18 protein-coding genes, 1 pseudogene and 5 riboswitches are annotated in these 25,437 nt (G+C 69.2%); of the genes and pseudogenes, 17 read left to right on the forward strand and 2 right to left on the reverse strand.

Translation table 11 applies throughout. The annotated features are described in order from the left end of the window. The first annotated feature begins 153 nt into the window (after positions 1 to 153). From def to ACI2K4_RS29045, 7 genes and pseudogenes are all read left to right on the forward strand, one after another. On the forward strand, positions 154 to 708 hold the full coding sequence (def, locus tag ACI2K4_RS29015) for a peptide deformylase (RefSeq protein ID WP_404515904.1): 555 nt from the start codon (positions 154 to 156) through the stop codon (positions 706 to 708). After that, positions 705 to 1,742 (forward strand): tRNA (adenosine(37)-N6)-threonylcarbamoyltransferase complex transferase subunit TsaD, encoded by a 1,038-nt coding sequence (tsaD, locus tag ACI2K4_RS29020; RefSeq protein WP_404515906.1) that lies wholly within the window; start codon positions 705 to 707, stop codon positions 1,740 to 1,742. Before def ends, tsaD begins: the two co-directional genes overlap by 4 nt. Before the next feature lie 616 nt (positions 1,743 to 2,358). Continuing rightward, on the forward strand, positions 2,359 to 3,633 hold the full coding sequence (locus tag ACI2K4_RS29025) for a hypothetical protein (RefSeq protein WP_404515908.1): 1,275 nt from the start codon (positions 2,359 to 2,361) through the stop codon (positions 3,631 to 3,633). A 79-nt stretch (positions 3,634 to 3,712) separates the two neighbouring features. Further along, positions 3,713 to 4,264, forward strand: coding sequence for a hypothetical protein (locus ACI2K4_RS29030; protein ID WP_404515910.1), 552 nt, complete (start codon positions 3,713 to 3,715; stop codon positions 4,262 to 4,264). Further along, on the forward strand, positions 4,215 to 5,234 hold the full coding sequence (locus ACI2K4_RS29035) for a HoxN/HupN/NixA family nickel/cobalt transporter (protein WP_404515912.1): 1,020 nt from the start codon (positions 4,215 to 4,217) through the stop codon (positions 5,232 to 5,234). The genes ACI2K4_RS29030 and ACI2K4_RS29035 overlap by 50 nt, the downstream gene beginning before the upstream one ends. A gap of 290 nt (positions 5,235 to 5,524) precedes the next feature. After that, a riboswitch (cobalamin riboswitch) is annotated at positions 5,525 to 5,737 on the forward strand. Positions 5,738 to 5,871: 134 nt separating this feature from the next. Then, positions 5,872 to 8,263: pseudogene (locus ACI2K4_RS29040) on the forward strand (ribonucleoside-diphosphate reductase subunit alpha). Between the two features lie 53 nt (positions 8,264 to 8,316). Further along, positions 8,317 to 9,312, forward strand: coding sequence for a ribonucleotide-diphosphate reductase subunit beta (locus tag ACI2K4_RS29045; protein ID WP_404516092.1), 996 nt, complete (start codon positions 8,317 to 8,319; stop codon positions 9,310 to 9,312). Here the strand turns inward: ACI2K4_RS29045 and ACI2K4_RS29050 are convergent. After that, positions 9,290 to 9,592 (reverse strand): hypothetical protein, encoded by a 303-nt coding sequence (locus ACI2K4_RS29050; RefSeq protein WP_404515914.1) that lies wholly within the window; start codon positions 9,590 to 9,592, stop codon positions 9,290 to 9,292. The genes ACI2K4_RS29045 and ACI2K4_RS29050 overlap by 23 nt on opposite strands. Positions 9,593 to 9,700: 108 nt before the next feature. Beyond that, positions 9,701 to 9,912: riboswitch (cobalamin riboswitch) on the forward strand. 112 nt (positions 9,913 to 10,024) lie between these two features. On the opposite strand from ACI2K4_RS29050, the gene metE reads away from it, so the two are divergent. After that, positions 10,025 to 12,265, forward strand: coding sequence for a 5-methyltetrahydropteroyltriglutamate--homocysteine S-methyltransferase (gene metE / locus ACI2K4_RS29055; RefSeq protein ID WP_404515915.1), 2,241 nt, complete (start codon positions 10,025 to 10,027; stop codon positions 12,263 to 12,265). A gap of 51 nt (positions 12,266 to 12,316) precedes the next feature. Next, a complete protein-coding gene (locus tag ACI2K4_RS29060; protein WP_404515916.1) occupies positions 12,317 to 13,738 on the forward strand; it encodes a glycine hydroxymethyltransferase in 1,422 nt (473 codons plus the stop codon). A gap of 77 nt (positions 13,739 to 13,815) precedes the next feature. On the opposite strand, the gene ACI2K4_RS29065 is transcribed toward ACI2K4_RS29060, so the two are convergent. Further along, positions 13,816 to 15,258, reverse strand: coding sequence for a prenyltransferase/squalene oxidase repeat-containing protein (locus ACI2K4_RS29065; protein WP_404515917.1), 1,443 nt, complete (start codon positions 15,256 to 15,258; stop codon positions 13,816 to 13,818). Between the two features lie 103 nt (positions 15,259 to 15,361). Beyond that, positions 15,362 to 15,495, reverse strand: a riboswitch (cobalamin riboswitch). A 64-nt stretch (positions 15,496 to 15,559) separates the two neighbouring features. After that, positions 15,560 to 15,692: riboswitch (cobalamin riboswitch) on the forward strand. A 136-nt stretch (positions 15,693 to 15,828) separates the two neighbouring features. On the opposite strand from ACI2K4_RS29065, the gene ACI2K4_RS29070 reads away from it, so the two are divergent. The 8 genes from ACI2K4_RS29070 (at position 15,829) to ACI2K4_RS29105 (ending at position 25,199) form a co-directional block, all read left to right on the forward strand. Then, positions 15,829 to 18,615, forward strand: a complete 2,787-nt coding sequence (locus tag ACI2K4_RS29070; RefSeq protein ID WP_404515920.1) for a prenyltransferase/squalene oxidase repeat-containing protein — start codon at positions 15,829 to 15,831, stop codon at positions 18,613 to 18,615. Then, a complete protein-coding gene (locus ACI2K4_RS29075) occupies positions 18,612 to 19,496 on the forward strand; it encodes a hypothetical protein (protein WP_404515922.1) in 885 nt (294 codons plus the stop codon). The genes ACI2K4_RS29070 and ACI2K4_RS29075 overlap by 4 nt, the downstream gene beginning before the upstream one ends. Positions 19,497 to 19,505: 9 nt before the next feature. After that, the gene (locus ACI2K4_RS29080) at positions 19,506 to 20,711 is read left to right on the forward strand and encodes an energy-coupling factor transporter transmembrane component T (RefSeq protein WP_404515924.1); all 1,206 of its coding nucleotides are present in this window, start codon (positions 19,506 to 19,508) and stop codon (positions 20,709 to 20,711) included. Beyond that, positions 20,708 to 22,330 (forward strand): ABC transporter ATP-binding protein, encoded by a 1,623-nt coding sequence (locus ACI2K4_RS29085; protein WP_404515926.1) that lies wholly within the window; start codon positions 20,708 to 20,710, stop codon positions 22,328 to 22,330. The genes ACI2K4_RS29080 and ACI2K4_RS29085 overlap by 4 nt, the downstream gene beginning before the upstream one ends. Then, the gene (locus ACI2K4_RS29090; protein ID WP_404515927.1) at positions 22,330 to 23,298 is read left to right on the forward strand and encodes an ECF transporter S component; all 969 of its coding nucleotides are present in this window, start codon (positions 22,330 to 22,332) and stop codon (positions 23,296 to 23,298) included. Before ACI2K4_RS29085 ends, ACI2K4_RS29090 begins: the two co-directional genes overlap by 1 nt. A gap of 417 nt (positions 23,299 to 23,715) precedes the next feature. Further along, positions 23,716 to 23,878: riboswitch (cobalamin riboswitch) on the forward strand. Positions 23,879 to 23,908: 30 nt separating this feature from the next. After that, positions 23,909 to 24,136 (forward strand): CbtB domain-containing protein, encoded by a 228-nt coding sequence (locus ACI2K4_RS29095; protein WP_404515928.1) that lies wholly within the window; start codon positions 23,909 to 23,911, stop codon positions 24,134 to 24,136. 19 nt (positions 24,137 to 24,155) lie between these two features. Then, positions 24,156 to 24,941, forward strand: coding sequence for a CbtA family protein (locus ACI2K4_RS29100; protein WP_404515929.1), 786 nt, complete (start codon positions 24,156 to 24,158; stop codon positions 24,939 to 24,941). 75 nt (positions 24,942 to 25,016) lie between these two features. Then, entirely contained in the window at positions 25,017 to 25,199 is a 183-nt protein-coding gene (locus ACI2K4_RS29105; RefSeq protein WP_404515930.1) for an LPXTG cell wall anchor domain-containing protein, read from the forward strand. Positions 25,200 to 25,437: the final 238 nt, after the last annotated feature.

Below are 25,437 nucleotides of genomic sequence, written 5' to 3' on the forward strand. Positions count from 1 at the left end.
TTCGGATCGTTGATGGCGGGCAGCGGAGCGGACGGCACCACGGTATGGCCATTCGCCGCGAAATGCGCCAGGTACCGCCGCTTGATCTCCGCCGTACGCATCAGACCCGCTCCCCTACTGCCAGAGTTTTGCAGTTGCATAGTATGGGCAGCTATGGAGAGGCATGCCGGCACCCCGAGGCCGATCACCCGCTACGGCACCCCGGTCCTGCACCACCGGTGCACGCCGGTGACCGTGTTCGACGACGCGCTCGCCGCGCTCGTCGACGACATGTTCGCCAGCATGTACGCCGCCAACGGGGTCGGCCTCGCCGCGAACCAGATCGGCGTCGACGCCCGGATTTTCGTCGTCGACTGCCCCGACGCCACCGGCACCCACACCATCACCCACGTGATCAACCCGGTGCTGCACCTGCCCGAACAGCGGGAACTGGTGATCGACTCCGAGGGTTGCCTGTCCGTACCGGGGCAGCACGCCGACCTGGCGCGGTCCGCCACCGCCGCTGTCACCGGCGTCGACCTGCACGGTGAACCGATCCGGCTGGACGGCACCGGCACCCTCGCCCGCTGCTTCCAGCACGAGGTCGACCACCTCGACGGCCTCGCCTACGTCGACCGGCTCCCGATCAAGCAGCGCAAGCAGATCCTGATCGCCAGCGCCGAACACCCGGGCGTGGGCGTCGGGGTGGAGCAGGACAGCACACTGTGACGGTCGTCCTCGGCATCGAGACATCCTGCGACGAGACCGGTGTCGGGATCGTCGCCGACGGAGTGCTGCTCGGCGACGCGCTCGCCACGAGCATGGACGAACACGCCCGCTTCGGCGGAGTCGTACCCGAGATCGCCGCCCGCGCCCACCTGCACGCGATCACACCGATGGTCGAACACGCGCTGCACCAGGCCGGGATCGGTTTCGCCGACATCGGCGCGGTCGCCGCCACCGCCGGACCCGGACTCGCCACCGCCGTCCAGGTCGGCCTCGCCGCCGGCAAGGCGTACGCGCTCAGCCTCGGCGTACCGCTCTACGGCGTACACCACCTCGCCGGGCACGCCGCGGTCGACGTACTCGAACACGGGCCCCTCCCCCAGCGCTGCGTCGCGCTCATCGTCTCCGGTGGGCACACGTCGCTCCTGCTGATCGGCGACCTCGCCCGAGACCCGGTCATGCACCTCGGCGACACGGTCGACGACGCCGCCGGGGAGGCGTTCGACAAGGTCGCCCGCCTGCTCGGCCTGCCCTATCCCGGCGGACCGGCGATCGACCAGGTCGCCCGCGACGGGAACCCGAACGCGATCCTGTTCCCCCGCCCGATGACCGGACCGCACGACCCGCCCTACCGGTTCTCGTTCTCCGGTCTGAAAACCGCCGTCGCCCGCTGGGTCGAACAGCATCGTGACCTGCCGCTACCGGTCGCGGATGTCGCCGCCTCGTTCCAGGAGGCCGTCGCCGACACCCTCACCCGCAAGGCCGTCGCCGCCTGCCGGGACCACCACGTCGACACCCTGCTCCTCGTCGGTGGAGTCGCCGCGAACAGCCGGGTCCGTGCTCTCGCCGAACAGCGATGCATGGCCGCCGGCATCCGCCTGCGGGTGCCGTCAACCCGTCTCTGCACCGACAACGGGGCCATGATCGCCGCGGTTGGAGACCTGCTCGTCCGCGCGGACGCCACCCCGAGCCAGCTCGACCTCGGTGCGGACCCGTCCGCGATCCTCCGCAGGGCTCTGCTCCACGGCCCCGGGTAGGCATCTCACCCACCTGCGTGGTGTCGGCCGATGAGCCCGAGGCGCCTACCTGCCGGCGTCCCCGAGAACCGGGGCATCAGGGCGGACCGGCGCCGGATCACGACACCCGCTCCCGAAGCCAGCGGCGCCGGCCTGAGCATCGTGATCCGGTCCAGTTACACGCACACTCGGCCATACCAACCGTGCGGCCGTCAGCAGGGCGTGTGGGTCGCACACCCTGGTCCGGACACGAACGGCACCGAGCGCAGGTGGACGTCACCTACCCGGCCGGCGTGACTCGGCACCCGCGCGGTTCGTTGACCTCCACCGACGACCACGGTGCCACTGTTGCAAAGTAGTGGCAATAGCCCAGGGGCGGCTTTAAGAGAGGTCACCCCCTCCCTTCATCCGCCGGCAAACTACTCGCCTTCACGCCGACGCTTCCGACGATCGCCCCTCTTCCCGCTCGCGACCGAACGTCAACGAGGGACTCTTCCGGCACCGCTGATTGGTCCGCGCACCAGAGGACTGGTGTCGAAGCAACACCGAACAGCGGGGGTACCGACGTGACGTCGTAGCGACCGTGGGTTACGGTCCGAGGTGGACGCGGGCTCGAATGGGGCCGAGGAGGCAGCTCATGCAGCGGACCGAGTGCGCACTGCTCGTCATCATGGGTTCCGGTGAGACAAGCCCGACCATGGTCAGTGTCCACCGCGCAGTGGTCGACCAGTTGCCGTCGGACCGACCGAACGCGGTGCTGCTCGAGACGCCGTACGGCTTTCAGGAAAATGTCGCCGACATCTCCGCTCGCGCGCAGCACTACTTTCACGACAGTGTCGGGTTACGGGTGTCGGTCGCGCCGGGCATGCGCGGTCGAGCACCCGCGGGGTCGGATGCCGATCGGGGCTTGGCCATGGTGCGGACCGCAGACTGGCTCTTCTCCGGTCCGGGAAGCCCCTCCTACGCCCTCGACCAGTGGCACCGTCAACCAGTCGCCGCCGCCCTGGCCGAGCGGGTACGACGTCCGCGAGGGGCGACCGTGTTCGCCTCCGCAGCCGCCGCCACGATGGGGTATCTCGCCGTTCCGGTCTACGAAATCTACAAGGTCGGAGCCGCACCGCACTGGCGCGAAGGGCTCGACCTGCTCGCCGGGCTCGACCTCAAGGTGGTGGTGATACCCCACTACAACAACACGGAGGGCGGCACCCACGACACCCGCTACTCGTACCTCGGCGAACGGCGCCTCACCGTCCTCGAACAGGACCTGTCCGACGACGCGGCCATCCTCGGTGTGGACGAACACACCGCGGTGGTTCTCGACCTGCTCAGCGGCGACGTGGAAATCACCGGCCGAGGTGGCATGACAGTACGCCGCGCCGGCCGCAGCCACGTACTACCGGCCGGTGCCACCCTGACTCTGACCGAGCTGCGCGCGCTAACCCGCGGCGACCTACGCGCGCCGACGGCGACCAGCCGGGTCCCGGTCCAACCCTCGCGGGCAGCGCAACCACTACCCCTGCCAGACGTGACACTGGACTGCGAGCGGCGCTTCGAGGTAGCCCGACTGGCCGGGGCAGCCGACGACATGGTGGCGGTGATTCTCGACCTCGAGGAGACGATCCGCGTCTGGGCGGCGGACACCGACGAGGACGAAGGCACGACCCAGGCTCGCGCCGTGCTGCGAAGCCTCATCGTCCGGCTCGGCCACGCCGCCGCCGTGGGCCTCCGAGACCCACACGAACTGCTTCGCCCCCTGGTGGAACCGCTCCTTCGCGTACGCGACCAGCTCCGCGCGGAGCAGGCGTACCAGGCTGCGGACGGCATCCGTGCTGCTCTGACAGCCGCCGGACTGGTCGTCAACGACACCGAGGCCGGCACGGGATGGGAGGTGGCCGCATCCGCTGAGGGCTGAACGGTCCCGCTCGGTTCTCGGCGGAGTGAATCTCCGGGACCCACCGAGATCGGAACGACCCTCTTCCTAAGCTGATCAGGTGCCATCGTCACCGCGCATCGCCGCCGCACCGACGACGACCGTTGTTGTCGAGGTGCTCCTGATCAGTGCCGACCTGGATGGCCTGCGGTTTCGCGTCATCTCCGCACCCCTGCGGGGTGAACATCCCGATGCCGTGGCGCGGTCGCTGGCCGAGCTGCCGTCGGGGCATCCCGACGGGCTCCTGCACTCCACCTCGTGGCGCTTCGCCGACCGTCACCTCATCGTCACCTACGTCGCTCTACCCGACCCCCGGCCGGGTGCCGCGACGACGCCGGTCGCACCCGCACCGGTGCTCGGCTCCGACGATCCCCTCGCCCCCTCCCCCACCGAGATCCGCCCCCTGGACGTCGCGGTGCACGCCTGCCGTCACCTCGCCTTCCTTCGCCAGACCGATGCCACCGTCGCGACCGCCGCCGCTGCGGCACCCCGAATCTGGCGGCACGTCGCCGAGTTCACCCCGGTTGTGGCGGAAATGCTTGCCCCGAACACAATCCCGTCGGGTGTCCGCTCCGGTGGACCATCGGGCGTCGGGGCAGTGGCCACACGCTGACCAGCGGGTATCCACCGATGAATCGCGCCTGGGCGTCACCGCCTACACCCTCGGCGTGCGGCACGCCTTCGACGCCGACCACATCGCCGAGATCGACAACACCACTCGCAAGCTGATGACCGACGGCCAGCAACCCGTCTCGGTCGGATTCTGGTTCTCCCTCGGTCACTCCGACGTCGTGTTCGGGCTCTGCTTCCTGCTCGGGATCGGCGTACGGGCGCTCGCCGGACAGGTACAGGACGACTCCTCGGCACTACAGACCGCGACCGGGGTGATCGGCACCACCGTCTCCGGCGTCTTCCTCTACCTCATCGGCATCCTCAACCTGGTGGTGCTCGTCGGTGTGATCAGGGTCTTTCGCCGGATGCGGCACGGCGCCTACGACGAGGCGGCCCTGGAACAGCAGCCCAACAACCGGGGCCTGATGAACCGGATCCTGGCCGGAGCGACCCGCGCGGTCACCCGCCCCTGGCAGATGTACCCGATCGGGCTGCTCTTCGGACTCGGCTTCGACACCGCCACCGAGGTCTCCCTCCTCGTCCTCGCCGGCGGCGCCGCCGCCTTCAGCCTGCCCTGGTACGCGGTGCCGACCCTGCCGATTCTCTTCGCCGCCGGAATGAGCCTGCTCAGCACCATCGACGGCTACCTCATGATCCACGCCTACGGCTGGGCGTTCGCCAAACCCGTCCGCAAGGTCTACTACAACATCACCCTGACCGGGCTTTCCGTCGCGGTGGCGCTCATGATCGGCATCATCGAACTCATCTCGATCCTGACCGACAAGCTCGACATCCAACATGGTCCGCTCGCGGCGATCGGCAACCTCAATCTCAACCTCGTCGGGTACGTCATCGTCGGACTCTTCGCGCTGACCTGGGTCGCCGCCCTCACCATCTGGCGCGTGGCCCGCATCGAGGGCAAACGGAACGCCGATCTCGACGGATCTGCACCCGTCGCTGACCCAGGGTGAACCTTCGAGGCGAAACGAGACCGTACAGCGGTAGCGCGGCACCGGTAGCCGAGGTTCCCGTGGGCGGCCCGTCACGAGCTCAGCCAGGACCACCGTCGTCTGATCGGGCACGGCTTCGACTTCAGCGGCGCGCTCGTTCGAGACATGCCGGCCGCCCCGTGTTCGGCCAACGCTCTGCACCGTACGCCGTCGGGACCGGGAGGCATCACCCGGGGCACCATGTGGTGACGGTGCGCCGCGACACGCCCGACACGACATCTGGTGTTGCCGATTCAGCCTGGCGCCCATATATGGTGTCTCTCGCAGCTGGTTCGACCGCCGCTCCGCGCGGTGGCCGAGGCAAGAGGGAACCCGGTGTGAGTCCGGGACTGCCCCGCAGCGGTGAGTGGGAACGACCGCCGTCACACAGCACTGGACCCGTACTGGGTCTGGGAAGCGATGGCCAGTAGGTACGAGTACGACGCCCGCGAGTCCGAAGACCTGCCAGCGCGCCGCACGCGACGCGTGTGGCGGTCGAAGGTCGCGTGGGACGGCCGACGCCATCAGCCGGTCCGTCGTGGCAGGCACGCCGTCAGGCGAACAGTGGCGTTCCCCCTGCGCGTCCGTCGACCTCGTGGACAGGCATGAGGAGGGGGACATGACGCCAACACGGGAGCAGGGTCTGCTCGAACAGGCGGTACCGGAACAGCGCCGGCACGTGATGCAGGTCCGTAAGCGCAACGGCGACACCGAGCCAGTCGACGTGAACAAGATTGTCCGCGCGGTGGAGCGCTGGGTCGGAGACCTGGACGAGGTGGATCCGCTGCGGGTGGCGACGAAGACGATCAGCGGCCTGTACGACGGGGCGACCACCGCTGAGCTGGACAAGCTGTCGATCCAGACCGCCGCGGAGTTGATTGGCGAGGAGCCGCAGTACTCGAAGCTCGCGGCGCGGTTGCTGGCCGCGTACGTGGACAAGGAGGTTCGTGGGCAGGGCGTGGCCAGCTTCAGTCAGTCGATTCGCCACGCGCACCAGCTCGGGTTGATCGGGGACGACACGGCCGAGTTCGTCGCGCGTAATGCCCGCAAGCTGGACGATGCCGTGGACCCGGAAGGGGGATCTGCGGTTCGAGTACTTCGGGCTGCGTACGGTCGCGGACCGGTACCTGCTGCGGCATCCGGAGTCCCGCCTGGTGGTGGAGACGCCGCAGTACTGGCTGTTGCGCGTGGCCTGCGGCCTGTCGCAGACACCGGGTGAGGCGATCGGTTTCTACCGGCTGATGTCGAGCCTGGCCTATCTGCCGAGTTCACCGACGTTGTTCAACTCCGGCACCCGGCACACGCAGATGTCGTCGTGTTTCCTGGTCGACTCCCCACGTGACGAGCTCGATTCGATCTACGAGCGCTACCACCAGGTTGCGAAGCTGTCGAAGTTTTCCGGCGGTATCGGCATCTCGTGGTCGCGGGTACGTGGTCGCGGTGCGTTGATCCGGGGTACGAACGGCCGGTCGAACGGCATCGTGCCGTTCCTCAAGACGCTCGACGCCGGGGTGGCGGCGGTGAACCAGGGCGGTCGACGCAAGGGCGCGGCCTGCGTCTACCTGGAGCCGTGGCACCCGGACATCGAGGAGTTCCTGGAACTGCGGGACAACACCGGCGAGGAGTCCCGGCGTACGCACAACCTCAACGTGGCCAACTGGGTGCCGGACGAGTTCATGCGGCGAGTCGAGGCCGACGGCGACTGGTCGCTGATCGACCCGTCCGACGCCCCCGAGTTGCCCGACCTTTTCGGCGAGGCCTTCGACGAGGCGTACCGGGCGGCCGAGAAGAAGGCCGTCAAGACGGTCAAGGCCCGGGACCTGTACGGGCGGATGATGCGGACCCTGGCGCAGACCGGCAACGGGTGGATGACGTTCAAGGACGCCTCGAACCGACTGTCGAACCAGACCGGCGCTCCGGGCAACACCATCCACCTGTCGAACCTGTGCACCGAGATCCTGGAGGTGAACAGCGACACCGAGACCGCCGTGTGCAACCTGGGCTCGATCAACCTCGGCGAGCACATAACCATCGATGGCGTCGACTGGGAGAAGCTGCGGTCCACGGTACGGACGGCGGTGGTGTTCCTCGACCGGGTGATCGACATCAACTTTTACCCGGCCGAGCAGGCGGCGGCGTCCAATCCGCGCTGGCGGCCGGTCGGCCTCGGCCTGATGGGTCTACAGGACGCGTTCTTCACGCTGCGCCTGCCGTTCGACTCGGCCGAGGCAAAGGAGCTGTCCACCCGGGTGCAGGAGGAGGTCTTCCTGACCGCACTCGAAACCTCTGCCGGGCTCGCCGAGCGGTTCGGCCCGCACCCCTCGTACGCCGAAACCCGTGCCGCCCGCGGCGAGCTGCACCCCGACCTGTGGGGTGCGGAGCCCGCCCAGGTCGAACGGTGGGCCGCGCTGCGCGCGGTGATCGCCACCCACGGTCTGCGGAACTCGCTGCTGGTCGCGATCGCACCGACCGCGACGATCGCCTCGATCGCCGGCTGCTACGAGTGCATCGAACCGCAGGTGTCGAACCTGTTCAAGCGCGAGACGATGTCCGGCGAGTTCCTCCAGATCAACACCTATCTGGTCCGGGAGCTGAAGGCACGGGGGCTGTGGACGGCGCCGATCCGCGACCAGATCAAGCGGGCGGAGGGGTCCGTGCAGGGCATCGCTGAGCTGCCCGCCGACGTACGGGAGCTGTTCCGCACCGCGTGGGAGCTGCCGCAGCGTGCGCTGATCGACCTGGCCGCGGCCCGGGCCCCGTTCATCGACCAGTCACAGTCGCTGAACCTGTTCATCGGCGCACCGACCATCGGCAAGCTTTCCTCCATGTACCTGCACGCCTGGAAGTCCGGGCTGAAAACCACCTACTACCTGCGCTCGCGTCCCGCGACCCGCATCCAGCAGGCCACCGTCGCCGTCACCTCGGCGGTCAAGCCGATCGTCGCGGTGGCCGACGACGAGGCGCTGGCCTGTTCCCTGGAAAACCCCGAAAGCTGCGAGGCCTGCCAGTGACCGCCATTCCCGAACTCCGCACCAGCGACAACACCAGCACCGTTGAGCGGCACATGCTGCTCGATCCCGGCATGGACCTAACCCTGCGGCCGATGCGCTACCCGCAGTTCTTCGACCGGTTCCGGGACGCCATCAAGAACACCTGGACCGTCGAGGAGGTCGACCTCGGCTCCGACCTCGCCGACCTGACCAAGCTCTCCCCCGCCGAGCAGCACCTGGTGTCCCGGCTGGTAGCGCTTTTCGCCACCGGCGACACCATTGTCGCGAACAATCTGGTGCTCAACCTCTACCAGCACGTCAACTCCCCGGAAGGCCGGCTCTACCTGTCCCGGCAACTGTTCGAGGAGGCCGTGCACGTCCAGTTCTATTTGAACCTCCTCGACACGTATGTCCCGGACGAGAAGGAACGGTTCGCCGCGTTCGCGGCGGTGGAAAACATCCCGTCGATCGCCCGCAAGGCCGAGTTCTGCTTCAAGTGGATCGACTCCATTTTCGAACTGAGGGAGCTGAGGAGCCGCGAGGACCGGCGCGCGTTCCTGCTCAACCTGATCTGCTTCGCCGCCTGCATCGAGGGACTGTTCTTCTACGGCGCCTTCGCCTACGTGTACTTCCTGCGTTCCCGGGGTCTGCTGCACGGGCTCGCCTCCGGCACCAACTGGGTGTTCCGCGACGAGTCGATGCACATGGCGTTCGCTTTCGACGTCGTCGACACCGTGCGGGCCGAGGAGCCTGACCTGTTCGACGCCGACATGGAACAGCAGGTCAGGGACATGCTGGCCGAGGCCGTCGAATGCGAGGTCCAGTTCGCCGCCGACCTGCTCGAACAGGGCATTTCCGGGATGTCGCTGACAGACATGCGGGAGTACCTGCAACACGTCGCCGACCGACGCCTGGCCGTGCTCAACATCGACCCGATGTACGGCAGCAAGAACCCGTTCGCGTTCATGGAATTGCAGGACGTCCAGGAACTGTCAAACTTCTTCGAGCGGCGGGTGTCGGCCTACCAGGTCGGGGTGAGCGGCTCGGTCAGCTTCGACGACGACTTCTGATCGGGTGAGTCAGACTGCTGTCCTGGGCGCTCTCGTCGCCCAGGACAGCAGCGAGACGATCACAAACGCACTCGGCGGGTTGAGCGTCCGTGAGGATGGCCCGGACTCGCGTGATGCGGGCATGAGCGTCGTGCAACTCCTGGCGTAACCGCACGACGCGCGCGACCCGCGCGCCCACCTGCCGGCGGGAGGCGTCCAGGCGTTCGAAGTCCGCAGGCGCTATCGCGACCATCTCGCGGCCATCGACGATCACAGTACGGCGGTCGATTTTGCGGCCCATGCGGCATCCTCCGCTGCGGTGGACATCGGAGGTCAAGTCAATCACGCAACGCTGAGACACCGTCTCGCGCCTCGGACACCCTGGCCCGTAAACCGCCCCGCGCCCCGTACGATGGCGAGCGGTGCTGGTTCGCCCGACCCGTCAGGGTAAGGCGTCGTAAGAGGGAACCCGGTGTGAGACCGGGACTGCCCCGCAGCGGTGAGTGGGAACGACCGCCGTCATCAAAGCACTGGACCGTAAGGTCTGGGAAGCGACGGCCAGTAGGCGACCTTGTGTCATGCCCACGAGTCCGAAGACCTGCCAGCGCTGCGCACACCGCCGGTGTGCGCCGCCAGCGGCCTCTCGGGAGGGCTAGGGCGGAGAGATGGTACGTGGCCGTACCCTGTCTTCCCCCTCCCGTGTCCGCCGGACGCTTCGAGGGAAGGACCCCCCGTGAGCACCACCGCATTCGGTCAAAGCACCGTGCTCGGCTATCCCCGCATCGGTGCCAACCGCGAGCTGAAGAAGGCCGTCGAGGCATACTGGGCCGGCACCATCGACGCCGACAGCCTGGCAAACACCGCCACCACCCTCCGCGCCGAGGTCTGGCGGACACTGCGCGACGCCCGGCTCGACTCGATCCCGTCGAACACCTTCTCCTACTACGACCAGGTGCTCGACACCGCTGTCGCCGTCGGAGCGATCCCCGACCGGTTCGCCCGGCTCGGCCTCTCCGAGCTGGACACCTATTTCGCCATGGCCCGAGGGGTCGACGCCGAGCCGGCCCTCGAACTGACCAAGTGGTTCGACACCAACTACCACTACCTGGTCCCGGAAATCGGGCCGGACATCGCCTTTGTCGCGAACCCCGCAAAGGCGCTACGTGAGTACGCCGAAGCCGCTGACCTGGGCATCAAGACCCGCCCGGTGCTGGTCGGGCCGGCCACCTTCCTGCTGCTGGCCAAGGGCGACGATCCGTTCGCCCGCCTCGACGACCTGGTCGAGGCGTACGTTGGAATCCTCGGTGCGCTGGCCGAGGCGGGTGTGGCGTGGGTGCAGTTGGACGAGCCCGCCTACGTCGCCGACCGCAGCCCGGAGGAGATCGACGCCCTGCGCCGTGCCTACGTCCGGCTCGGCGAAGTCGAACACCGGCCGCAGATCTTTGTCGCGACCTACTTCGGCGAGCTCGGCGACGCCCTGCCTGCCCTACTGAAAACCCCGGTCGAGGCGGTCGGTCTGGACCTGGTCGCCGGGCCGGATAACCTCAACCGGCTCGCCGCCGCCGGTCCGCTGCGTGGCAAGACCATCGTCGCCGGCCTGGTCGACGGCCACAACATCTGGCGTACGGACCTGCGTGCCGCCGTCGCCGCCGGGGCGACGGTCGCCGGGCTGGCCGACCACGTCGCGGTGTCCACGTCCTGTTCGCTGCTGCATGTTCCGGTCGACCTGTCCGTCGAGACCCACCTCGGCGCGCGCCTGTACGAGCGGCTCGCGTTCGCCAGGCAGAAGGTGGACGAGGTTGTGCTGCTCGGACGGGCGCTGCGCGACGGCACCGCGCACCTGCCCGCACCGTTGCCACCCGCCCCCGATGCGTGGCGGCACGACGGCGTGCGGGCGCGGCTCGCCGCGCTCGGCTCCGGGGACCGGCAGCGTGGCGACTACGCCGACCGGGCCGCCAGCCAGCAGGAACGTCTGGGGCTGCCGGAGCTGCCGACCACCACGATCGGCTCCTTCCCGCAGACCGCCGAGCTGCGCAAGGCCCGCGCGGCAGTGCGCGCCGGCACTCTCGACGACGCTGGCTACACCGAGCGGATGCGTGCCGAGGTCGAGCACGTCATCCGGCTACAGGAGGAGCTGGGGCTGGACGTGCTGGTGCACGGCGAGCCGGAGCGCAACGACATGGTCCAGTACTTCGGCGAGCAACTCGACGGGTTCGCCGCCACCCATCACGGCTGGGTGCAGTCCTACGGCTCCCGCTGCGTACGTCCGCCGATCATCTACGGCGACGTGGCCCGCAGGTCACCGATGACCGTCGCATGGTCCACCTACGCCCAGTCATTGACCAGCAGGCCGGTCAAGGGCATGCTCACCGGCCCCGTCACCATCCTCGCCTGGTCATTCGTCCGCGTCGACCAGCCCCGAGGTGACACCGCAGATCAGGTTGCACTCGCCCTGCGCGACGAGTGCCACGACCTGGAGACCGCCGGAATCAAGGTCATCCAGGTCGACGAACCAGCCCTACGCGAAACCCTGCCCCTGCGTAAGGCTGATCAGAGGGCCTACCTGGACTGGGCGGTGGGCGCGTTCCGCCTGGCGACCAGCGGGGTCGCCGACGACACCCAGATCCACACCCACCTGTGCTACTCCGAGTTCGGTGAGGTGATCACCGCGATCGACGCCCTGGACGCGGACGTGACCAGCATCGAGGCGTCCCGCTCGAAGATGGAGGTCCTCGACGACCTCGCCGCGATCGGCTACCGCCGGGGTGTCGGACCCGGCGTGTGGGACATCCACTCGCCCCGGGTACCGACCCACGACGAGGTGGTCGAGGCGCTACGCGGCGCCGTCGCGGCCGTCCCGGCCCGCCGACTCTGGGTCAACCCTGACTGCGGTCTGAAGACCCGCGGCTATTCCGAGGTCGAGGCATCACTGCGGCACCTGGTCGCGGCCGCCGCCGAGGTGCGCGGAAACTGACAACACCTTGCCGGGCGGGTTCGAAGCGGACCCGCCCGGCTTGACCCGGGAGTGACATTGAACGTCGAATCCACTGCTTTCCGCTCCACGATCGAGGCGGTTCGCGCCGTCGAGCCGCGGATCGCCGACGCGATCGTGAACGAACTGCGCGACCAGCGCGAGTCGCTGAAACTAATCGCCAGCGAGAACTACGCCTCGCCGGCTGTGCTGCTGGCGATGGGCAACTGGCTGTCCGACAAGTACGCCGAGGGCGCCATCGGCCGCCGGTTCTACGCCGGCTGCCAGAACGTCGACACCGTCGAGGCGGTCGCGGTCGAGCACGCGAAGGCCCTGTTCGGCGCGCCGTACGCGTATGTCCAGCCGCACTCCGGCATCGACGCCAACCTGGTCGCGTACTGGGCGATCCTGGCCGACCGGGTCGAGGTCCCGCACCTGAGGAAGTTCGGAAAACGTCAGGTCAACGACCTCACCGGCGCCGAGTGGGCCGAGCTGCGCGCCGCGTTCGGCAACCAGCGGATGCTCGGCATGTCGCTCGACGCCGGAGGCCACCTCACCCATGGTTTCCGCCCCAACATCTCCGGCAAAATGTTCGACCAGCGCAGCTACGGCGTCGACCCGTCCAGCGGGCGGATCGACTACCAGGCGCTGCGGGAAACGGCCCGCGAGTTCAAACCGCTGATCATCGTCGGCGGCTACTCGGCGTACCCCCGCAAGGTCGACTTCGCGGCGATGCGCGAGATCGCCGACGAGGTCGGCGCGACCCTCATGGTCGACATGGCGCACTTCGCCGGTCTGGTAGCCGGAAAGGTCTTCACCGGCGACTACAACCCCGTCGAGCACGCGCACATCGTCACCACGACAACGCACAAGAGCCTCCGCGGTCCGCGCGGCGGTGCCGTCCTCGCCCAGCCCGAACTCGCCGACCAGGTCGACCGTGGCTGCCCGATGGTGCTCGGCGGCCCGCTCAGCCATGTCATGGCGGCGAAGGCGATCGCCTTCGCCGAGGCCCGTCAGCCCGAGTTCGCTACCTACGCCCAGCAGATCGTCACCAACAGTCAGGCCCTCGCCGAAGGGCTGCTACGGCGCGGCATCCAACTGGTTAGCGGCGGCACCGACAACCACCTGGTGCTGATCGACGTGCACCCGTTCGGCCTCACCGGCCGCCAAGCCGAGCAGGCCCTGCTCGCCAGTGGTGTGGTCACCAACCGCAACGCGATCCCTCAGGACCCGAACGGCGCCTGGTACACCTCGGGCATCCGTATCGGCACCCCGGCCCTGACCAGCCGGGGCCTCGGCGCCGCCGAGATGGATCAGATCGCCGATCTGATCCACACCGTGCTGAGCAGTACCACCCCGAGCGCAGGATCCAAGGCGAAGTACCAGATCGATCCCGTCGTGGCAGACCAGGTGAGCAAGCAGGCGGCGGATCTGTTGGCCCCGTTCCCGCTCTATCCCGGCGTCGACCTCGGCTGAGGACGACAGACCCGGGTGGCACCTCTCAGAAAGGGCTGCCACCCGGGTCGCCGTGCTGGCTACACGGTAGATGCTGTTTAGCTGCCGTATCGCAGGGAGATGGTGTCACCGAGGCTGATGGTGGCCCCCCTGGTAGCCGCAGCTGCCGCTCCCGCGTCGACGCTGAGTTTCCAGGTCGATGCGCCGCTGTTGGTGACACCGTTGATCGAGGTGACGGTTCCGGTACCGGAGGTCGGTGCCCGGCTGGTGACACAGCCGGTCGGGGTGGCCGCGGTGGTGGCGGCGTCGAGTACCGCGCCGAGGGTGGTGGTGGACCCGGTCGGGGTGACGCTGACCGAGCAGACGTTCGGGCTGCCGGTGCCGGTGTCGATGACCAGAGCCAGGGTGCTGGTCTGCCCGCTGGTGAAGGTGGTGGTGCCGACCCATTGCGGCGCTCCGGCGGTGACCGGGACCGGGGGTGTCGCGGTGAAGCCGCCGCCGGAGATGGCACGGACGGCGTCGATGGACGCGTACGGCTGTGGGGCGGTGTCGGACGGCAGGTAGCGGAACCCGCCGCCCGGGGTGAACTGCTGCGCGCGCAGGAAGTCGATGGGTGTCCTGCCGGCCGGGGTGGTGAAGTCGATGCCCTGGCTGGGGATGCCGCAGGCGTTGAGCCCGGAGACGGCCCAGCCGTTGGAGTTGGTGTTGGCCCCGAACATGGAGTTGAACGCGCCGGAGGCGTTGATCAGTTTGCTCTTGAGGAAGTTCTTGCCGGCCTGGACGGCGCTGTCGGTGTTGGCGACGCCGCTGGCGCAGAGCGCGGCCATGGTCGCCCCGGTCATGTCGATGTCACTCGGCGCGGCGAGTTGGGCCGGATTTCCGGCGGCCTGGCTGAAATTCCAGCCGCCGTCGGTGTGCTGGTTGGCGCGGACGACGGTGACCGAGGCGTTGAGCAGGCTTTGCGGCACCCGCGGCGCTCCGGCTTGGGTCTTGCCGCCGGCGAGGGCGAGCAGGGCGAAGACGGTGCCGTTGAAGTTCGCGGGTGGGCCGTAGTAACCGGGTGCGCTGGGCTGCCAGTAGGAGGCGATCTTTGCGATCAGGTTCTGACCGGACGATACTCGTGCCGGGTCGATGCCGGCGGCGTACGCGTTCAACGCTGCTCGCTCGTAGTCGGTGACGACCGGGGAGGCGCCGGGCCAGGACGGTGCGGAGAGTTGGTTGCGGTAGACCGTCCGCGCGTTCTTGGTGACGTCGTCTCCGGGGGCGATGTCGACGGCGGCCGTACCGGCGGCGGCGAAGGCGCTGAAGGCCCACTCGTTGGACAGGCCGCTGCTGGCGAAGCTTCCGTCGGCGGCCTGCAACGTCTTGAGGTAGGCGACGCCGTTGGTGCGCGAGGTGGCGATCTGTGCCGGGGTGGAGGTGGCATGGGCGGTGGTAGGGGTGATCAGGACGGCGATCGCCGCACAGGCAAGCCCGGCGGTGACGGTGCGGCGGGTTCGGATCGGCCGGGTTGCGGCTCGGTCGGGGACGGTGCGGTCCATGGGTGGGACTCCTTCGGTCGGGAACCGACGAGTCGCCCCGATCCGCGTGTCCGTTCGGCGCCGCGGGCAAGGCGGTCGCCGGCCGCTGCGCGTGGTCGGGATCCGCTGTGGTGCGTCTCCACGTAGGCATTCGGGCTTGAACCGGTTGGTACCGTTTCTTACCGTTGCGCGTCAGCCCCGGATTCGCACCGGGTTCCCCCACGTGGTGATGCGGCGACGCTAGCGCACTCGCCGGGTTGCCGTCAGTAGTGACGGTGCCCACCTGATCGGACATTCGCCCCAACGTTGACTGCGGTAACGGGGTGTGGTCAGATGACCTCGTTTCACTTGGTTCAGCAGTCAGGGGAAGCCGGTCAAAATCCGGCGCTGGCCCGCAACCGTAGGTCCACTGTCGTGGACGAGTCGGAATACCTGCGCTGAATCCGTACCAGCACAAGCGCCGTCGAGGTCCGCGGCGCGGGATCAGCGCTCCCTGGCTCGGCCAGGCGTGCTCGGCTTCCGCGTTCGGGCCACCGCCCAGGGGAGGCCGCATGAGCACCACCTGCCACCGTCCGAAGCCGAGGCCCGGTCATGCGCAGCGCTGACTACCACAGTGCCGTGGCCGCCGCCCCTTCCCGCTCTGCTCCCGGTCGGCGACGTCTCACAACCGTACTGCTCGCCGCCACCTCCGCTGTCGCGGTCGCCGGTGCGATCACCCTGATCCCGCTCGCCGTCCCGGCGGTGGCCGACCCGATCGAGGCGTGCACCGCCAGCAGCGGCGCGGTCGTCGCGGTCGACTTCGGCCACTGGGACGGACCGGTGGTGCGCGGCTGCGATGCCACCCCGACCACCGGAATGGACCTGCTCCACGAGGCCGGTTTCACCACGACCGGCACCGTCCACGACGGCCCTGGATTCATCTGCCGGATCGGTACCGCCGGATTCAACAGCGGTACCGAATACCCCACACCGGCCGACGAAGCCTGCCAACTCACCCCACTTCCCACCGCGTACTGGTCATACTGGCTCGCCCCGGCCGGACAGGACCACTGGACCTACAGCCCCCTCGGCGCGCTGAGCCAACGGCCGCAGCCGGGACAGGTCGAGGCGTGGGTGTTCGGTGGCACGGACATCGGCGGCACCACGGGGCAACCAACGTTCACTCCCGCATCGGTTCGGGCGACGAACCCCGGCCGGACCACACCCGGCACTCCGAGCGCCAGCTCGACACCGTCACCGACACCCTCCACCCCCGCAGGTGTCGCGGTGGCCCGGGGAGCCGAATACCTGGTGGAGCAGCTCGTCGACGGTAATCACATCTACAACGAGGCCTGGGGCACCATCGACTTCGCCCTCACCGCGAAGGTCGGCATCGCCCTCGCCGCTTCCGAGAGCCACGACCCCACCCTGACCGCGATCGTCGACTACCTGGCCGGCAGGGCCGCCGAGTACGCCTATCCCGGTGGGGTCGGCTCACCACCAAACTCCGGCGCTGTGGCGAACCTCGCCCTGCTCGCCGAGATCACCGGCGGTGACCCGGCCGCGTTCGGCGGTCACGACCTGCTCACCGCCCTGACCGACCACCTCTGCCCGGCACCGGGCGGCGACGGCAACTGCACCGACACCGGGGACTTCTACGGCGCCGCCTCACCCGGCGCACAGGCACTCGGCATCCTCACCCTCGCCCGCGCCAACCTCCCCGTGCCGACCGCCGCCGTCGACCGCCTGAGCCAGATGCAGTGCACCGACGGCGGATTCTCCGGAGCAATGATCCGCCAGGGCGAGCCATGCGAGTCGGAGCCCGCGACCACCGGGACCGTCGTACAGGCGCTGACCCTCGTCCCCGACGCCGTCGACACCGTTGCCGAGGCGAAGACGTATCTGCTCGGTCAGCAACGGCCCGACGGCAGCTTCCCACCCTACTTGGGCGCCCAGGGCGGTGACACCGGGACGACCGCCCTCGCGGCGCAGGCAATGCTCGTCCTCGCCCAGCCCACCCCGGCGGCCTCGGCGCAGAACTGGCTCATCGCCAGGCAGGGTGACGACGGCGGGTTCGGTGGCGACGAGAACACCGTCGACTCCGACCCCTACGCGACGGTGCTGGCCGTGCCCGCTCTGGCCGGCGCCACGCTGACCACGCTGCGGCACGACCCCAGCGACCCGGAACCGACGCCCACCGCCAGCCCGACACCTTCGAGCAGCGCGACGCCGAGCACGTCGCCGTCCACGAGCCCACCGCCGAGCGGCCCCATACCGGACCTGGTCAAAGGTGTGGCGTACCTGGTCGCACCAGCGAACCTCCTTCACGGTCACTACTACGAGAGCGTCCCCGGCACCGGATCCGCCGACTTCGGGCTGACCATCGACGGCGCGTACGCGCTCGCCGCCACCGGCGGCAACGACCCCGCCCTGGCAAAGATCGTCGCTTTCCTCGATCAACGAGGCACCGATGGCGCAGGGCGGACAATCAGCAGTTGGACCAGCGTCGGCACCCCGTACGCCAACGGCGGGTCGATCGCCAAGACCGCGCTGCTCGCCGAGGTCGTCGGCCGTAACCCGCGCGCGTTCGCCGGGCACGACCTGATCGCCGCGCTCGACGCGGCGGTCTGTACGCAGGCCACGACCGACCCCAACCGCAGGTGCGCCGGGGCGGGAAACTACGCCAACGCGACCTCGGTCTTCTCGCAGGCACTGGGCATCATGGCCCAACTGCGGGCAGGCGAGACCACGAAAGCGGCGGCGCCGACCAGCTTCCTGATGGACCTCCAGTCCCCCAGCGGGTCCTGGCCGAGCCTCATCCCGGCGCCGAGCGCCACCGACGGCGACGTGGACAGCACCGCGATGGCGGCGATGGCACTCGACCTCGTCCCCGGGGACGACGCCGCAGCGGCGGTCGACAAGGGGCTGGCCTGGATCGCGTCGACGCAGCTGGCCGACGGCGGCTTCCCCGGCGCAGCCGGTAACTCTGTCAACTCGGCAGCCCTGGCGATCCAGGGCCTGAGCCTCGACCAGCAGCGGTACGCCACCCAGATCGCCCGTGCCCGAGGGTTCCTGGCCGCGCAGCAGAACAGCGACGGCGGGTTCAACGTCGCCTCGACCGGTCAGCGGGGCTCGGATGTGCGGGCCTCCACCCAGGCGGTCGGCGGAACGGTAGGCACCTCGTTCGGGGTTTTGCACCGCGATCTGAGCGCCGTCCCCGTCCCCAGTAGCACACCCTCGCCTCCTGGCGGTCAGGGAGGGAGTCAGTCTCCGTTGCCGTTGACCGGTGACAACGTCCTGCGGCTGGTGTGGCTCGCGATCGCGCTACTGGGTGGCGGAGCCGCGTTGGTGACGGCCACACGTCGCCAGCGTAGGGCCGTCGAAGAGGTGCAGTCGTGACGCGTCGGTTGCTCCGCCTGGTCGCCGCCGTCACGGTCGTCCTGATCCAGGTACCCGTCGCCGCCGCGCCCGCCACAGCGGCACCGCTGCCGATCGGCCAGTGCACCACCAGTTCCGGGGTGATCCTGGCGGTCGACTTCAGTGACTGGGGTGGGCCGCTCCTGCGCTCCTGCGGCACCACCCCCACCACCGGGTACACCCTGCTCAACCAGGGCGGGTGGCAGACAACCGGGACCGGGCACGACGGGCCGGCGTTCATCTGCCGGATCGGCTACAGCGGTCACGAGGGTGGCAAGCAGTATCCGACCCCGGACGACGAGGCGTGCGTGTTCACTCCTCCGGCGTCGGCGTACTGGTCGTACTGGCACGCCGACCCGGGCCAGAACACCTGGAGCTACAGCCAGCTCGGCGCGATGAGCTACCGACCCAACCCTGGCAGCGTCGACCTGTGGATTTTCGGTGGCACCGACATCGGCGGCACCACGGGAGGACCCACCTTCTCCCCCGATTCCGTCCGGGCCCGCAACACCACACCGGTCGGGGACACGAAGCCCACCGCCGCACCGCCACGGACAGCCTCTGCCAACCCGCAGCCCGGAGCTACCACCGCCGTCGCACCACCGCAGAACGGCAGCCCAACCCCGGACCTGGTCACCAGCCCGCCTGCCGATGCCAGCGCATCTCCATCAGCACCGGCGCTGGAGTCACCATCCGCGAGCGCCTCAGTGACATCCGGACCGGTGATCGTCGACGCGGCACCGGCCGCCGAAGCCAGGACCGACTCCGGTTCGGCGACTCCCGTCCTGATCGGGGTGGGACTGATCCTGATCCTGGGCGCCGCTGGGGGATACACCGCCTGGCGTCGGCGACGCACACCGTAGGTGGTCAGGTTGTCCCGCGTCACCACACCAGCACCCGCTGACAAGGGCGGGCAGTATCGCCGGGTCCCCCGGTCGTTGCACCCGGTCGCATGGTGGCTCTGGGCGATCGGGCTGGCCACCGCGGTCAGCCGGACCAGCAACCCGCTGCTCCTGCTGCTGGTCCTGGCCGTCCTCGGCTACGTCGTCTCCGCCCGGCGCGGTGACGCACCCTGGGCGCGGGCGTTCAAGTACTACCTGTGGCTGGCCCTGACCGTCATCACCATTCGGGTCGTCTTCCGCGCCGTCTTCGCCACCGGCACCACCCCCGACGACCACATCCTGTTCGCCCTGCCGCACCTGCCAACTCCGGACTGGTACGCCGGCATCCAGATCGGCGGACCGGTATCCCTCGAAGCGGTCCTGTCCGCCGCCATCGACGGCCTCCGCTTGGCCTGCATGCTCTGCTGCATCGGCGCCGCGAACACCCTCGCCAACCCGAAACGAGCGCTACGGATCCTGCCCGGCGCCCTCTACGAGCTGGGGGTCGCTGTCACCGTCGCCCTGAGCGTGGCACCACAACTCGTCGAAAGCGTGCAGCGGGTGGCGCGCGCCCGGCGCCTGCGGGCAGGCAGGAGCAGAGGGCTGCGCGCGTTGCGGAGCATCGCCATTCCGGTGCTGGAAGACGCGCTGGAACGCGCACTGCGCCTGGCCGCCGCGATGGACTCCCGGGGGTACGGGCGAACCGGCACCGCCACCGCCCGCACCCGCCGGATCACCGCCGCCCTGATGCTCCTCGGAATGATCGGCCTCTGCGCCGGGGTGTACGGGCTGCTCGACGCCACCGCACCCCGACTGCTCGGCTTCCCGACACTGCTCGGCGGCGCGGTCCTGTGCTGTGCCGGCCTGGCCCTGGGAAGCCGCCGGGTCAGCCGAACCAGCTACCGACCCGACCCGTGGGCGATACCGGAATGGATCGTCGCCGGCTGCGGCGTCGCCTCCGCCGTACTGCTCGTCCTGACCACCAACTTCAACGCCGCCGAAGTCAACCCCTCCCTGTACCCGCTGACCTGGCCACCGCTACCGCTCCTGCCGACCGTCGCGATTCTGGTCGCCGCGAGCGCCGCCGTCGCCGCCCCACCACCGCCGCGACCCACGAACCGGGCCGGCGGAATCGCCCCGCCACCCGCACGACGGGCGACCAAGACGGAGACGGAACCGACGAAGGTGACTCCTTGATCGACTTTGACCGGGTGAGCATCACCTACGACGGGGCCACCCAGCCGGTGCTCCGGGACGTCACGCTGCGCCTCGACGAAGGCGAGCTGTGCCTGGTCGTCGGGCGTACCGGCGCCGGCAAATCCACCCTGCTCGGTGCGATCAACGGCCTGGTCCCGCACTTCACCGGCGGCACCCTCACGGGCAGGGTCACCATCGACGGCCGGGACACCGCGACCCACCCACCCCGCGAACTCGCCGACGTCGTCGGCGTCGTCGGGCAGGACCCCCTCGCCGGCTTCGTCACCGACACCGTCGAGGAGGAACTGGCCTACGGCATGGAACAACTCGCGATACCCCCGGCCGCCATGCGCAAACGGGTCGAGGAAACCCTCGACCTGCTCGGCCTCGCCGACCTGCGGCGCCGGGCGTTGCACGAACTCTCCGGCGGACAGCAGCAGCGGGTTGCGATCGGGTCCGTACTCACCGCCCACCCCCGCATCCTGGTCCTGGACGAACCCACCTCGGCCCTGGACCCGACCGCCGCCGAGGAAGTCCTCGCCGCGATCACCCGCCTGGTCCACGACCTCGGCGTCACCGTCGTCCTCGCCGAACACCGCCTCGAACGCGTCGTCCAGTACGCCGACCGAGTCGTGCACCTCGACGGGCACGGCACCATCACCACCGCACCGCCCGCTGAACTCTTCACCACCAGCAGCGTCGCACCTCCGGTGGTCGAACTCGGCCGCCTGGCGCGCTGGTCACCGCTGCCACTGTCCGTACGCGACGCCCGCCGCCGGGCCGGAGCACTTCGCCAGCAACTCGACCGCCGGGCGGTTCCCGCCGTACGACCCGACGGAGCCGAACCCGGCGCGACCGTACTGTCGGCCCGGCGGCTCCTGGTCCGATACGGCGACGTCATCGCCGTACGAGGAGTGGACCTCGACCTGCGGGCCGGGCAGGTCACCTCGCTGATGGGCCGCAACGGCTCCGGCAAGTCATCTCTGCTCTGGGCCGTGCAGGGCTCCGGGCCACGGCAGGACGGCACGGTCAGTGTTGAGGACACCGATCCCAAGACGGTGTCGGCGCACCAGGCGCGGCGCCTGGTCGGCCTCGTCCCACAGACCCCGGCCGACCTGCTCTACCTGAACACAGTCGGCGCCGAACTGGCCCAGGCCGATGACGAATCAGCCGACGCGTCCCCGCTCACCGCGCGGGAACTGCTCGACCGGATCGCCCTCGGCATCAGTAACACCATCCACCCGCGTGACCTCTCCGAGGGACAGCGCCTCGCGCTGGTCCTGGCCATCCAACTCCGCGCCGCGCCACGGGTCGTGCTGCTCGACGAACCGACACGGGGCCTGGACTACCCCGCCAAGCAGGCGCTGGTCCGCATCGTCGACGACCTCGCGGCACGGGGACACGCCGTCGTTGTCGCCACTCACGACGTCGAGTTCGTCGCCGAGGCGGCCGACCGGGTCATCGTGATGGCCGATGGCGACATCGTCGCCGACGGGCCGACCACCGAGGTCATCGTCGCCTCACCCGCGTTCGCCCCACAGGTCGCAAAGATCCTCGCCCCGCTGGAGTACCTCACCGTCGGCCAGGTCGCCGCCGCCCTCGACCAGATCAGCGACTGATGGACCGGACCAGGGCGGCGATCCGGGTACGGACCCGCACCATCGTCACGATCACGATGGCCTCCTTCATCGGCTTCGTCGCCTTCCTCTGGCCGTTCGTCGTCGCACCGGGCACGTTCGGCGCCTCCTACACCCCGCCGCTCATGTTCGGCCTGCTGCTCCTGCTCGTCCTCGCCGTCATCCTGGCCGAAGTCGCCGACGGTGGCATCGACGCCAAAGCCCTCGCCATGCTCGGCGTCCTCTCCGCGATCAACGCGGCCCTACGCCCACTCGGCGCAGGAACCGCCGGCATCGAAACCGTCTTCTTCATCCTGGTCCTCGCCGGTCGGGTGTTCGGCCCCGGCTTCGGCTTCACCCTCGGCTGCACGTCCCTGTTCGCCTCGGCACTGCTCACCGGCGGGGTCGGACCCTGGATGCCGTACCAGATGTTCGGCTGCGCCTGGGTCGGCCTGTTCGCCGGCCTCCTCCCCCGCGCCCGAGGCAAGGCCGAAATCCTGCTGCTGGCCGGCTTCGGGGCGGTGTCCGGCTACTTCTTCGGCTTCATGCTCAACCTCTCGTTCTGGCCGTTCTCCCTCGACCCGGGCAGCTCCATCGCCTACCAACCCGGACTGTCCTTCACCGAGCAGTGGCAGCGCTACCTACTCTTCGACATCGCCACCTCACTCGGCTGGGACACCGGCCGAGCCGTCACCAACTTCCTCCTCATCCTGCTCGCCGGACCCGCCGCACTCGCCACCTTCCGACGCGCCGCACGACGAGCGAACTTCCAGCCAACAATCCACTTCCACCCCGCTGAAACCGACCAACGATCAGTACCAACCGGGCCACAGCAACCTCTTACACCCAACCGGCAACCATCAGAATCCGAGACCTCTACCAGCCAGATGGGCGGCGCACACAGAGGCCCACCCAGCCCATCCCGGAACACCTGCGAATGGCTCGCTGGCATAGCGAAACCGGACCACTGAACGGCAACGACGGTCACCTCCCCAGCCGCCCGCCGGAACGGAAGGATCATTCACGAATGAGCAGACGTCCGGAACCTCGCCGGATCGCGTTGGACGGCGACGAGGTGGTCGTGTTGACATCGGAAGAATATGAACGGTTCGATGCGTCTCGAAGGCAGGTCGGGGCGTGGAACGCCCGCGTTCAACGTCTCACCCATGACCTACGGCAGGCGACCGCGGTGATCGCGGAAGTCGAGCGGGCTCTTGCCGAGCCTGCCGCCGCCGGCTCTTGCGCCTGTGCCCACGATGCACGTCGGTTGCAGAGTTCGTTACTGGACATCATTCGAGGGCAACGCGGTACCGAGGATCGCCGGACACATGGGTAGCCGAGGCCCCTGCACGCAGGGGTGAGGAGACGTTCAGCACCGGCGTGTGCTGCATGTTGACACCTCGCGCGGGCCGCCCGTACCGTCCGGGCCACAGCGTGACGGCAGAGGAAGCCGGTGAGATACCGGCACGGTCGCGCCACTGTAACCGCTGTCCGCAGGCATCCTGTGCCACGGATCCGGGAGTCAGACCCTCCGCCGTCACGGATACCACTATGGGACGCGTGATCCCGAGGAGGTTTGCCATGGCAAACGTATCCGCACTGCCGACCCCGACCGCCGTGACCGTGCCGGTGCCGGCACCGATTCCGCTGCGCCAGATCCTGCCCTGGGCGATCTTCGGCGCGGTCCTGGCGGTCGTACTGCTCTACTTCGTCGGCGCCGAACAGGGCGTCACCTCGCTGATCTCCGGCGAGACGGTGCACGAGTTCGTCCACGACGGACGCCACCTGCTCGGATTCCCCTGCCACTGAGCGACAGGAACCCGCCATCATGCTGTCCCCTCGTTCACTGCTCATCCGTGGGATGCTGGTCGGCCTCGCCGCCGGCGTCGCCGCGTACCTGTTCGCCACCCTGTTCGGTGAGGGACCGGTCGGGCAGGCCATCGACTTCGAGTCCGCCGCCGGTGCCGCCGCCCACGCGGCGTCACACGGCGCGGCCGATGCCGCACACACCGACGCCGCCGAACCCGAACTGGTCAGCCGCACCGTGCAGAGCACCATCGGCCTGGCCACCGCCGCCCTGGTGTACGGGGTGGCGCTCGGCGGCTTGTTCGCGCTCGCCTTCGCGGTCGCGTACGGCCGGATCGGCCGGTTCTCACCCCGTGCCACCGCCGCACTCGTCGGCCTCGCCGGCTTCGTCACGGTGGCGCTGGTGCCGTTCCTGAAGTACCCGGCCAACCCGCCGGCCACCGGTAACCCGGACACCCTCGGCCAACGGACCGGCCTGTACTTCCTCATGATCGTGATCGCGGTCGCCGCCGGTCTACTCGCCCTCCACCTCGGTCGCTGGCTGCACCCGCAGTACGGGGCGTGGAACGCCACCCTGCTGGCGGTTGGCGCGTACGCGGTGTTCATCACCGTGGTACAACTCGCACTGCCGTCGATCAACGAGGTCCCCGACGGCTTCCCGGCCCTGGTGCTGTGGGAGTTCCGGCTGGCCTCGCTCGGCACCCAGTTCGTCACCTGGGCCACCCTTGGCCTGCTCTTCGGCACCCTGACCGAACGCCGGGTACGGGCCAAGGCGCAGCCTGCCCTTCGTGAGGCGGTACCGGCCTAATAGCTGGCGGCCTGCGATGACAGCAGTCCGGCCGATTCCGAACCCGACGCCGGGTCAGGAGAGCGCGACGCGGATATGCGTGCCGCTCTCCTGACCCGGAGCACGACATCGCCGGGAGCCACACCTACCCCGCCTGGCCGGAACCTTCCCCGCACCGGCGCCGCCGTAGCCACAATCGGCTTGGCCGGCGTCATCGCCGTCCTGCTCGGTACGGCACTGATGGTCCTCACCCGGCGTCGCCGGGAACAGGCACACTGACGTCACCGCACGGCACCCACACCAGCGTCACAAGCGAGGTTGTCCGCGTCACCACCCCTGCCTCACATCGATGACGCCGTAGACCGGGCATCCTGGCGCGAAAGCGGTGTCGCGGGGGGGGGGGGGGGCCGGGGGGGGGGCCCCCCCCCCCCCCCCCCCCCCCCCCCCCAACCACCGCGCCCCCCCCCCCCCACCCCCCCCCCCCCACACCCCCCCCGGGGGGGGGGGGGGTGGGTGG

It is taken from the genome of Micromonospora sp. NPDC050397, from assembly GCF_044901685.1.
Classification (GTDB): Bacteria; Actinomycetota; Actinomycetes; order Mycobacteriales; family Micromonosporaceae; genus Micromonospora_G.

Excerpts from the sequence above, each read along its gene's own strand:
- def (WP_404515904.1), top strand. The coding sequence starts at position 154 with ATGGAGAGGCATGCCGGCACCCCGAGGCCGATCACCCGCTACGGCACC.
- ACI2K4_RS29025 (WP_404515908.1), top strand. The coding sequence starts at position 2,359 with ATGCAGCGGACCGAGTGCGCACTGCTCGTCATCATGGGTTCCGGTGAG.
- ACI2K4_RS29045 (WP_404516092.1), top strand. The coding sequence starts at position 8,317 with ATGCTGCTCGATCCCGGCATGGACCTAACCCTGCGGCCGATGCGCTAC.
- ACI2K4_RS29050 (WP_404515914.1), bottom strand. The coding sequence starts at position 9,592 with ATGGGCCGCAAAATCGACCGCCGTACTGTGATCGTCGATGGCCGCGAG.
- ACI2K4_RS29065 (WP_404515917.1), bottom strand. The coding sequence starts at position 15,258 with ATGGACCGCACCGTCCCCGACCGAGCCGCAACCCGGCCGATCCGAACC.
- ACI2K4_RS29070 (WP_404515920.1), top strand. The coding sequence starts at position 15,829 with ATGCGCAGCGCTGACTACCACAGTGCCGTGGCCGCCGCCCCTTCCCGC.
- ACI2K4_RS29090 (WP_404515927.1), top strand. The coding sequence starts at position 22,330 with ATGGACCGGACCAGGGCGGCGATCCGGGTACGGACCCGCACCATCGTC.
- ACI2K4_RS29095 (WP_404515928.1), top strand. The coding sequence starts at position 23,909 with ATGGCAAACGTATCCGCACTGCCGACCCCGACCGCCGTGACCGTGCCG.
- ACI2K4_RS29100 (WP_404515929.1), top strand. The coding sequence starts at position 24,156 with ATGCTGTCCCCTCGTTCACTGCTCATCCGTGGGATGCTGGTCGGCCTC.
- ACI2K4_RS29105 (WP_404515930.1), top strand. The coding sequence starts at position 25,017 with ATGCGTGCCGCTCTCCTGACCCGGAGCACGACATCGCCGGGAGCCACA.